This window comes from Luteolibacter arcticus (genome assembly GCF_025950235.1).
In the GTDB taxonomy this organism is placed as follows: Bacteria; Verrucomicrobiota; Verrucomicrobiia; order Verrucomicrobiales; family Akkermansiaceae; genus Haloferula; species Haloferula arctica.
Genome location: NZ_JAPDDT010000025.1, coordinates 48,634 through 58,217, shown reverse-complemented (window position 1 = coordinate 58,217; position 9,584 = coordinate 48,634). Strand labels below are relative to the sequence as shown.

The following is a 9,584-nucleotide window of genomic DNA, read 5'->3' as shown; positions in this document are numbered from 1 at the left end:
TCTGCGACCTCCGCGCCTCCGCGGTTCGTTCCCTCCCCATCCCCGATGTCTTTCACTGATCACCGATCACTGATCACCCGGCACATTCTTCACTCGGCACCCCCGATCCTCTCCCGCTTTTCCTTGGCGTCCTTCGCGTCTTGGCGGTTCATCACCCACCCATCCCCGACCTCCGCGCTCTCTCTCTGCGACCTCCGCGCCTCCGCGGTTCGTTCCCTCCCCATCCCCGATGTCTTTCACTGATCACCGATCACTGATCACTCGGCACTTCCTCACTCCTCCACCGGCAATGCCGGCGCCAGGATCCTCCGCGATGCCATCCGCGCCACCCCGCCCAGCGCACCTGCCACCGCCGTCCACAGGATCGCCTGCGACCAAGTCACCCCGAGCGTCGCCGGGTTCCGCGGCGGCCGCACGCCCGTCCAGCGCATGTAGCCACGTGCCGCCAACCGGCGTGCCGCACGATCCGCCAGTGCCGGCAATGCCAACGCCATCCCCGCCAGCAACAGATGCCTCGGCGACGTCTTCGGAATCATCCTCGTCAGTTTCATAAATCAAGGGAGTGGGATCGAATGCTTCGTCTGCTTCCTCGCACGCACACACACATCACAGCCGCGACAGCAGATCCTTCTTCTTCTCTGCGAATTCCTCCGCGGTCAGCACCCCGCCATCGCGCAGGGAACCCAGCTTCTCTAACAGCGCCAGCACATCCGGCAGCGGCGGCGCCGGATCACCCGGAGTTGAAGCCGAGGCCGTTCCCGCGGACTTGCCCGCAACCGCCGTCTTGCCCTCCTTCGCATCAGGTTTCTTGGGCTCCTGCTCCACCGCGAAGTTCCGGTTCTCACGCGGCTTCTCCACCACGCTGGCACCTGCGACCACCGGCAAGCTGCTCACCGCGATCGTCCCGTGCTGGCTGCTGAAACTCAGCGAACTATCGCCGCCCTGCTGCTGGCTCACCCCGCCGATCACATGATCACTCGTGTCGTAGATCGTAAGCTTCCCCGCGCGCTCAATCGCCAGCCGCCGCGTCCCCGGAAAGACCGCATAGCGGATGTGATTCTGCGCGCCACTGCTAGTCGGCGTGCCCAGCTCCGCCGGCCACCAATTCCCTCCCGAGCTCATGCCCATACTCATGCTCATGCCGCTCCCACCGCCGCTCCCGTGCTCCTCCGGCTGCTTGAAGAAATCCCCGCCATCCGCAAGCGCCGCCGAGAGCTCCGAGCAAAGGTCATTCACCCTCGCCTTCATCCCGTGATTGAACATGTCGCCCACCATCGTCATCCCGCCGCGCATCCATTGGCCGCTGCCAAACTCCTGCGTCTGGAATTGCGCCATCGTCCCATTGCCCCGCTTCACCGCCGCGAGCATCTGCTTCGCCGTCGTTTCACTGATGCCATGGCGACTCGCGATGTTCGCCACGAAGGCATCCCCTTCCGGTGTCAAAATGTAGTTCATTGGATTTGAATGAGAGATCGAGAAAAGAATCAGGTTCCAGGTTTGGATTCAGGCGGAATGGATCGAATCGGATTGTAACGGAGCTGATCGGCAAGAATCGGAATTTTGAAATCCGACACCCCGCGTGATCGTGCAAATCGCGCAATGTTAGGCCCGATTCACCACCTCTCTTTTGCACGCGCAGTGCCAGCCAGAGGAGCCCCCTGCATCCCGCACGCTCCGGAGGAAAACCTTCCCGTCAAATCCTGCGCAGCATTCCTAGTCACTTCGTGCCTCCCATAAGGAGCAGCGACCTTACTGTCGCTTTGGACAGACCGGCCTCCCCACCTCAAGACCTCGTGCGGGCAAAGGGTGTCCCGGACTGAACGGCACGGCAAAAAGAACGACTCACCGCCAAGACGCCAAGATTGAAAACAGAATCAGCTCTCCCCTCAGACCTGCGCGGCTCTTCCCTTGCCTTCCGTGGCGTCCTTCGCGTCTTGGCGGTGACAAAACATCCACCATCCTCGCGCATCATCACCATCCCCGATGCCTTTCACTGATCACTGATCACCGGGCACTTTCCCCAATCACCCCAATCTCCCCAATCTCCCAATTCACCCAATCTCCAACCTCTCAATTTCCCTCCCCAACACCTCCCTCGCCCGCTGCAACAACGGCTCCGGCGAACTCGAATCCCCCAGCGCCACCGCCTTCCGCGCCGCCTTCAGCCGGTCCGCGAGATACTCGGCCGGCCCATTCAGGTGATCCAGCGCGTCCGCCATCTTGATCATCCGCACCTGCCATGGCGCCACGTGCAGGCGCTCCCAATAGCGCTCCTTGCTCCCCTGCGGATCCTTCGAAAGCCACTCCACCCATTCCGAGATCGTGCTCCCCATCGCCACCGCCAGCGTCGGCCGATCGCACCGCGTCTTCTCCAGCACATCGTGCAACAACGCCGCCGCCAGCACCTCCGGATCATCGCATCCGAAGACACTGCTCACCAGCAGCGCCACCCGGCACGGATGAATGATGTAAGGCGTCTCCGTGCCCGGACAGCACGACCCCTCATGAAACTCCGCCGCCAGGTTCGCCGCCCGTTGCCAGACCGTGAAACCCTCGCTCGCCGCCCCTGACCTGTTAGATCCGTCATTCATCTTCATCGCAGCGCAGAAATCGTAGAGAGAAATGGAATGGAGTAGAATGGAATGGAATGCGGGCACGCCGCTTCCGGCCGTGCCCGCGCAACCACAGGATCGCATCAATCGAGTCAGATCCCATCCTTGTCCGCATCACCGGGAAGACGCGACTCCACCCGGTGCCAGCCCGCGCGGGCCGCATGCTTCGCCCGCTCCCAATTGAGCTTCGACGCGCCCTTCTGCGCCTCCCAATCCGAGCGCAGCGCGCTATCGGCCGAATCGAAGTCCGTCCGATGACGTGCCGGCCCGCTGTAGCCCACGCGGTAGGCAGGCGCGTAGTCCTCATACGTGAGATCGGAGTCGGCATCCACGAATGCCTGCTCCCCGTGATGCTCGCGCCAGTAGGCATCCTCCACCGTAGGATTCACCGCCTCGCCGCCAGCCTTGCCCGCGATCGCCCCGGCGATCCCGCCGACCACGGCACCCACAGCGGCACCTACCGGTCCGCCGATCGCGCCCATCGCGCCGCCTGCCGCGGCACCCGCCGCCGTCCCCACACCCACGCCCACCGGATGGCTTCCGGGTTCGCCAGTGATCGGGTCTTCATTGCGCGCGTCCTTCAGTTCTTCGTCCTTGGTTTTCATGATTGTTCAAATCGGCTTCATTGCCTCCCCCCAAATCGCAAACCCGATGCCAAAGCAAAAATGCCCGGCACACCGTCGTTCCGCACGCGCCCTCACCCGCGCAGACCAAGCAAATTGCCGGGCCTTCATGCACCTTGCCCCGCTCCCCCGCTGGGGGCGCGGGCCGCTGGCCCGCTGAATGGTCCCCGCGCCCCGCCTCACCCCACGCAGTCCACACTTCACCAAAAAGCAGCCCACCCTCCCCAAGTGAGACCGAAGCCCTCCCGCCACCACCCGCCTCGTAGCGAAATCGCTGCGCCATTCCGGCAGGGCGAACTCCGCAACGAATCGCCACTCCCGCCTCCCCATTAAGCCCTCCGCACCATCCCCCACCTCCGCGCTCTCCCTGCGACCCCCGCGCCTCCGCGGTTCCTTCCCGCCCATCCCCCGTGCCTTTGGCTTTTCACCGATCACCGATCACCGATCACTGATCACCCGGCACTTCCTCACCCAATCTCTCACTCCCCCAATTTCTCAATTTCTCAATTTCTCAATTTCTCAATCTCCCAATCCCCCAATCACCCAATCCCCCAATCACCCAATCCCCCAATCCCCCAATCCACCCCCTACGCGATCCCGTAATCCTCGAATCTTGAAAACCAACGATTCCGTGAGAAACTCCCCGCCAATCCGGATGCAAAACCCCCATCACCTTTTCAAACGAAGAACCGTGATATGCCCGTGGATGCCCTCATCAAGTCTGGCAACCTCGAAGCCGCGTGGAAGGCAATCGATGACCTCCCCCCGCGACTGAGATTTACCAGCCCCGTCCTTCGCCAGCGACTTCGCTGCGCCCTCGCCATGGGCTGGGAACGCCGTGCCCGCATGTTGGAAGAAGTCCTCTCTAACATCGTCGACCGCGAACCCGGCAGCGCCATCGCCTGCCAGACCGCGCCCGCCCCGGCTGCCGGCCTCGCATCCCCATGCGATCACGCGCTCGACAACGCCAGCGCCAAAGCCAGCGCCAACCACAGCGACCGCGTCGGCTCCACCGCCCCCATCACCCCAGCCGCCGCCCCCAAGCCATCCCGCGGCAGCGATCATCCTCTCCACACCGGCCACACCAGCAGGCTCACCTTCTCGTTTACCGAGGCACCACTGCGCGGCAACGCCTGACAAGGCATCCCTCTCCGCCCTCTGAGGAATCCGCAAGCGGTCCACCCTACCCTGCGCCTTTTCTAACAGACGCGCCCACCGGCCGCAAACCTGTCTCCATGCTCCGCCCTGCATGATCCCGGAGGGATCCCAGCCAGTAGCCGGTGCGTCGCAGTCGCGCAGCGACGAAGACCACCGGACCACGAAGTCGCACAACGAATCCCGGAGGGCATTCCAGCCACGCCCGCATCACCCCGCATCACCCCGCGGACGCCTGCCGGCCCACCCCGCGAAAACGAAACCCATTGGCAGGCCTACGCATCCTCGCAAGACTCGCATCATCCACTCCACCTCCACCCGGAGCTCCACCCGATGATCGCAGACCCACTCAGAGCGGCACGGCACCAGGCCACGCTTCCCATCTATTGCCCCGCGTGCGGATACACCGCCACGATCGCAACGCCCGGCGAGGCCACCCTGCACGGCATCGTCGAACGATCCCACGAGCTCGAGTGGAATCACGAAAGGGACATGCTACTGCGACTCGATGCCCTCGTCCGCCGTTTCCCCGATTCGCTTCACCGCGACAAGGTGAGGGTCACCACTTCCAAGGCCGGCCCGGACAACCAATATCACCTCATCCTCGACTCCCGGCCCACCCACACCCAGCCGGTCATCACCCGGCGCATCGAGCCGGATCCCGAGTTCGACGCCGCCCTGGATGCCGATCCGGAACTGCGCGACTGGATGAAAGGCAGCTCCTTTCTCCTCTACCCTCGCCTGAGCGCCTTCGCAGAGGAAGCCGACTACTCGGCCGAATATGCGATCGATGAACTGAAATGCCCTACCTGCCTCCGCGACTACATCGCGATCGATAGGGCGTTCTTCGAGACCCTCGTGTGAAACGAAACGAATCGGTCGCGGTTCGCTTTCATCACCATCGATCTTTCCAAGCACGCTTCCGACGGCGCCCTCGATCAACTTCTTACAGATCCATGCTCCGCCCTGCATGATCCCGGAGGGATCCCCGCCAGTAGCCGGTGCGTCGCAGTCGCGCAGCGACAAAGACCACCGGACCACGAAGTCGCACAACGAATCCCGAAGGGGATTCCAGCCACGCCCGCAACACCCCGCGGCCCCCTAGGATCCCGCCTTGAAAACCACCGCGCGCCATCTATACAGGTAGAGGCAGGAAATCCCTGCCGTCACATGACCGCAGACCCCGCGATCACCACCCTCTTCTCCCTGCTCGCGGGTCCGCAGTTCACCTACGATGCCCCGATGCCCACGTGGTATCTCTTCGTCATCTTCCGCCTAGCCTGCGTGGTCCCCGTCGCCAGCGGGTTTCTCGATCCTGTCAGAACTCTCCTCCTGTTTGCCCTCTTCGAGGCCGGCTACTTCGTCGCGTGGCGGCTGCTCGACTGGTACTCCCACCCCGCGATCTCGAGCGGTGCCGTGGAAGACCTCGCCACCGCCGGCCTCTTCCTCCTCTCCGCCGGCGTCCCCGCCGTCGCCGTGCTCTGGTGCGCCGCCCAGGTCCCCTACTTCCGGAAATCCGAAACCAAGCGCCTCAGCCTGAAGCGCGCCCTGCTGCTCATCCCACTTCTCTCCGCCGTCGCCTTTCACCAAGTAGCCCCGTGACGCCCCGACGCACGGCATCGCATCACCGTCCGCGCAGATTCCCCATGTCACTTCTCCGGCGACTCCAGATCTACCTCGATTGCGAAGCACGGTCCCACGCCTGCCTCCTGCTCGCCTTCCTCGCGTTCTGCCTCATCCTATACTTCGGCGACCGGATCCAGGCCAAGCGGGGTGACGACGCAAAAGCCGCCGCCACCTGGCCCCAGGTCGAAGCCCAAGTCGTCTCGTCGCAGATCCATGAAGTCAATGTCTCCACCGAGACCTCCTTCTCCACCCGCCTGCACGTCAGTGCCAGATTCACCTATCATCTCAATGGCCAGCCCGCCCACGGCCACTACGCCGGCCAATGGGAACGCACCGACCACCACAACTGGGCCGACCTCCTCAAGCCCGGCAGCCGCATGAAAGTCCGCATCTCTCCCGACGATCCCGCCAAGGTCTCCCTCGTCGATCACAACGGCGTGCAGTGACGCGCCCGTCCCGAGTGACACGGAAGTAAGACCAGTTACGCCGCTCGGATTCACTGGGAACGCGGAATTTATTCCGCCTGGCAAACCCGGCGAACCTACCGTCCACGCGGAACAAAGGGAACGCCTGAAGATTCCGTGGTCGTGTTAGACGGGAACAACGAAAAGATCGAAACGAACGAAATCAAAGGACCTCTGCCTTTCTTTCGTGAGCTTTCGTCTCTTTCGTTGTTCCTTGAACTGCCTTTTCAAGAGTGACCTGAATTCCGCGCTCCCAGAATGCCGTGGCGCTCCGCTTAGAAGAGATCGCGGAGAAACGCAGAGCAGCGAACGACAGGATGACGATCCCGCGATCGCCCACGTTTCCCACCACCCAAAAAAGATCTCCGCGATCCTCTGCGACCTCTGCGTCTCTGCGGTCACCTCCACTGTTAGAGCACAACCTCAATCCCCTGCCTGCCATTCCCGCCCCTCGCCACCACGCCAAATCTTGTTGCCCCGGAACCCCGCAACCCGGATAGCAACCCCATGCCCATGCCCGAGCCATTGCGTGCACTCATCACAGGAGGCCCCGGCTCCGGCTGCACCACCACCGCCGCGTGGATCGCCCAGCACCTCGGCCTCGCCCACTTCGATTCCGACCGCTACTTCCACAAGCCCACCGACCCGCCCTATCAGGAACAGTATTCGCCGGAAGAGCGACGCGAACTCATCACCCGCGACCTCGGCCTCGACCTCAAAACCCACGCCGCGACCTCGTCCGCATGGATCCTCAGCGGCTCCGTCGCCAGCTGGGGCCTCACCGGTCTCGCACCAACCCACGGCATCCTCCTCGACATCGGCCCCGCCGCGCGAATCACCCGCCTCGCCCAACGCGAACGCCAGCGCTTCGGCACCCGCCTCGACCCCGGCGGCGACCTCCACGCCGAGCATCACGATTTCATGAAGTGGGCCGAGGCCTACGAGCTCCGCAGCGACCGCGGCCGGAACCTCACCACCGACCACGCATTCCTCATCTCAAGCTGCCCCCACCTCCTCCACCTCCGCGAGGACCTCCCCTTCCCCACCGCCTGCGAGCGCGTCCGCGAGTTCTTGGAGAGCGCGGGCTAGAGACCATTTTCCGAAATCTCATAGCCACTGACTCGCGACTCATGGCTCCGGTTTTCAGAGCGATTCGGAAACTTGAAGTGAACCGCGAAAGAACCCGGAAACACACGAGTTCTGTTAGAAGGAAGGACTTCATCTGTCCTTAGCTTTCGCGCTTTTTCCCGTTCTTTCGCGGTTCAATTTCTTCCCCCGATCTCGGCTCGGGGCGGCTGCGTTTCAAAGCTAGGCGCTCTCACTGCGGCCAGCGGAATAGCCCCCTTTGATCGAGGCGATCGCCATTCCCTCATGCGCTTTGCGCATGCCTTCCCTGCCGATTGCAATGGCGCTCCCTTGGCCGGCTCCCTCTCACGCTCATCCCGCCCTTCCTGCGAGAAGGGTCCCGGAGCCGGCGCACCATGGCATGCGCCAAGCAAAGAGACTCGCCCCTCCTCCAGGCCCGTTGTTTGGAGCGGATGTATTACAATCCCACCAACAATGAAAGCTACTCAAGACCACAAGTCGTCTTCTCCCTCCACTGATCCCCTCGCCGGACGCCGCGCCTTCATGCGAAGGCTGGGCATGCTCGGCGCAGGCGGAGCATCCCTCGCTGCCGCTCCCATGGCATTCGCGGACCCGAGGCCGAACGCATTCAACAAGAAGGCCCGCACCGATGCCGCGGTGCTGAACTTCGCCCTCAATCTCGAATACCTCGAAGCCGAATACTACCTCCTCGGCACCACCGGCGTGGGCCTGGAGGGCGCAGTCATCGGCACCGATGGGGCCGGCGTCAGGGGTGACGTCATCGTGAAGGCCAATCCCAAGGTCACCTTCACCACCCCCGCCATCGAGCAATACGCCAACGAGATCGCGACCGATGAAGCCAATCACGTCCGCTTCCTCCGCGAGGTTCTCGGCGCATCAAAGTATGACCAGGTCGCCCGCCCGCAGATCGACCTGCTCAATAGCTTCACCGCGCTCGGCTCGCTGATCGGCGTCGAAAACTTCGACCCCTTCGCGAACGAGCTGAACTTCTTGCTAGGTGCCTTCATCTTCGAGGATGTCGGCGTCACCGCCTACAAGGGCGCCAGCCCGCTCCTCACGAACAAGACCTACCTCGAGGCCGCCGCCGGCATCCTCGGCGTGGAAGCCTATCATGCAGGGTCGATCCGCACGCTCATCTACGGCGCAGGAACCACCGCCCAGAATCTCGCGAACGCCATCTCCGATGTCCGCGCCTCGCTCGATGCCCGGCCAGTGGGATCACCCCGACTCGATCAAGGCGTGCGCATCAACGACACCGCCAACATCGTCCCGGCCGATGGCAATTCGATCGCCTTCAGCCGCTCGACGCGCCAAGTGCTGAACATCGTCTACGGCGCACCCAATGCCACCTCGGGCCTCTTCTTCCCGGCCGGCCTCAATGGCTCCATCCGCTAAGCAGGGCCACCCGATTTATCACGACCCAGCTCCCCCTTCGCATCATGCGGAGCGGGAGTTCTTTTTTTGCCTCCGTCAGACCTGTTAGACACCGGTGATCGAATCTCCAATCTCCAATCTCCAATCTCCAATCTCCAATCTCCAATCTCCAATCTCCAATCTCCAATCTCCAATAATCAATCCCCCATCCTCCGCGCTCCGTTCCACCGCAGGATCTTCTCCACCATCTCCAGATCCAGCAGGTACCCATAGTCCCCCGCATGCCGCGGCGGCTTGCCCGCCATCAGCTCCGCCCGCACCCGCCGCAGCCATCGCAGCGCCCGCGGATCACTCTCCGGGATCCACTCGCCCGCTGCCGTGCGGAACTCATGGCCGAAGCACAAGTGATGGCAAAACATCTGCCTCGCCAGCCCCCAATCCGTCTCCACCCACGCCACCAGATCCTGGTGCCGCAGCTCCTTCACCTCCACCACGATCCCCGGTCGCAGCCGGCCCACATAGCCCTTCACCCGCGCCTTACCCAGCCGCGGCTCCGCCTCCCGCCACACCGCTTCCGGTCGTGGCAGCGGAGGCAAGGAAGAAGGACTCTCGTCCGTGGCCAT

At 63.2% G+C, this 9,584-nt stretch carries 11 protein-coding genes; 6 read left to right on the top strand and 5 right to left on the bottom strand.

Annotated features, from left to right (window positions below; translation table 11 throughout):
- Positions 1-272: 272 nt before the first annotated feature.
- The 4 genes from OKA05_RS27965 to OKA05_RS27950 form a co-directional block, all read right to left on the bottom strand.
- The gene (locus tag OKA05_RS27965) at positions 273-551 is read right to left on the bottom strand and encodes a DUF4235 domain-containing protein (RefSeq protein WP_264490523.1); all 279 of its coding nucleotides are present in this window, start codon (positions 549-551) and stop codon (positions 273-275) included.
- A 55-nt stretch (positions 552-606) separates the two neighbouring features.
- The gene (locus OKA05_RS27960; RefSeq protein WP_264490522.1) at positions 607-1,455 is read right to left on the bottom strand and encodes an SHOCT domain-containing protein; all 849 of its coding nucleotides are present in this window, start codon (positions 1,453-1,455) and stop codon (positions 607-609) included.
- A 596-nt stretch (positions 1,456-2,051) separates the two neighbouring features.
- Entirely contained in the window at positions 2,052-2,597 is a 546-nt protein-coding gene (locus OKA05_RS27955; RefSeq protein WP_264490521.1) for an HD domain-containing protein, read from the bottom strand.
- 107 nt (positions 2,598-2,704) lie between these two features.
- Positions 2,705-3,217: a hypothetical protein gene (locus OKA05_RS27950; protein ID WP_264490520.1), complete on the bottom strand. Its 513-nt coding sequence runs from the start codon at positions 3,215-3,217 to the stop codon at positions 2,705-2,707.
- 714 nt (positions 3,218-3,931) lie between these two features.
- Here OKA05_RS27950 and OKA05_RS27945 point away from each other — a divergent pair.
- The 6 genes from OKA05_RS27945 to OKA05_RS27920 all read left to right on the top strand — a co-directional run bounded on the left by OKA05_RS27945 (position 3,932) and on the right by OKA05_RS27920 (position 8,982).
- Entirely contained in the window at positions 3,932-4,372 is a 441-nt protein-coding gene (locus tag OKA05_RS27945; RefSeq protein ID WP_264490519.1) for a hypothetical protein, read from the top strand.
- A gap of 351 nt (positions 4,373-4,723) precedes the next feature.
- Entirely contained in the window at positions 4,724-5,254 is a 531-nt protein-coding gene (locus tag OKA05_RS27940; RefSeq protein WP_264490518.1) for a hypothetical protein, read from the top strand.
- A gap of 306 nt (positions 5,255-5,560) precedes the next feature.
- On the top strand, positions 5,561-5,992 hold the full coding sequence (locus OKA05_RS27935; protein ID WP_264490517.1) for a hypothetical protein: 432 nt from the start codon (positions 5,561-5,563) through the stop codon (positions 5,990-5,992).
- Between the two features lie 44 nt (positions 5,993-6,036).
- Positions 6,037-6,462: a DUF3592 domain-containing protein gene (locus OKA05_RS27930; protein ID WP_264490516.1), complete on the top strand. Its 426-nt coding sequence runs from the start codon at positions 6,037-6,039 to the stop codon at positions 6,460-6,462.
- A 531-nt stretch (positions 6,463-6,993) separates the two neighbouring features.
- Positions 6,994-7,569 (top strand): P-loop NTPase family protein, encoded by a 576-nt coding sequence (locus OKA05_RS27925; RefSeq protein WP_264490515.1) that lies wholly within the window; start codon positions 6,994-6,996, stop codon positions 7,567-7,569.
- 471 nt (positions 7,570-8,040) lie between these two features.
- The gene (locus OKA05_RS27920) at positions 8,041-8,982 is read left to right on the top strand and encodes a ferritin-like domain-containing protein (protein WP_264490514.1); all 942 of its coding nucleotides are present in this window, start codon (positions 8,041-8,043) and stop codon (positions 8,980-8,982) included.
- A gap of 176 nt (positions 8,983-9,158) precedes the next feature.
- Here the strand turns inward: OKA05_RS27920 and OKA05_RS27915 are convergent, their stop codons facing one another.
- Positions 9,159-9,584: a hypothetical protein gene (locus OKA05_RS27915; RefSeq protein WP_264490513.1), complete on the bottom strand. Its 426-nt coding sequence runs from the start codon at positions 9,582-9,584 to the stop codon at positions 9,159-9,161.

Coding starts and splice junctions, on each gene's coding strand:
- OKA05_RS27965 (WP_264490523.1), bottom strand. CDS start 551: ATGAAACTGACGAGGATGATTCCGAAGACGTCGCCGAGGCATCTGTTG.
- OKA05_RS27960 (WP_264490522.1), bottom strand. CDS start 1,455: ATGAACTACATTTTGACACCGGAAGGGGATGCCTTCGTGGCGAACATC.
- OKA05_RS27955 (WP_264490521.1), bottom strand. CDS start 2,597: ATGAAGATGAATGACGGATCTAACAGGTCAGGGGCGGCGAGCGAGGGT.
- OKA05_RS27950 (WP_264490520.1), bottom strand. CDS start 3,217: ATGAAAACCAAGGACGAAGAACTGAAGGACGCGCGCAATGAAGACCCG.
- OKA05_RS27945 (WP_264490519.1), top strand. CDS start 3,932: ATGCCCGTGGATGCCCTCATCAAGTCTGGCAACCTCGAAGCCGCGTGG.
- OKA05_RS27940 (WP_264490518.1), top strand. CDS start 4,724: ATGATCGCAGACCCACTCAGAGCGGCACGGCACCAGGCCACGCTTCCC.
- OKA05_RS27935 (WP_264490517.1), top strand. CDS start 5,561: ATGACCGCAGACCCCGCGATCACCACCCTCTTCTCCCTGCTCGCGGGT.
- OKA05_RS27930 (WP_264490516.1), top strand. CDS start 6,037: ATGTCACTTCTCCGGCGACTCCAGATCTACCTCGATTGCGAAGCACGG.
- OKA05_RS27925 (WP_264490515.1), top strand. CDS start 6,994: ATGCCCGAGCCATTGCGTGCACTCATCACAGGAGGCCCCGGCTCCGGC.
- OKA05_RS27920 (WP_264490514.1), top strand. CDS start 8,041: ATGAAAGCTACTCAAGACCACAAGTCGTCTTCTCCCTCCACTGATCCC.
- OKA05_RS27915 (WP_264490513.1), bottom strand. CDS start 9,584: ATGGCCACGGACGAGAGTCCTTCTTCCTTGCCTCCGCTGCCACGACCG.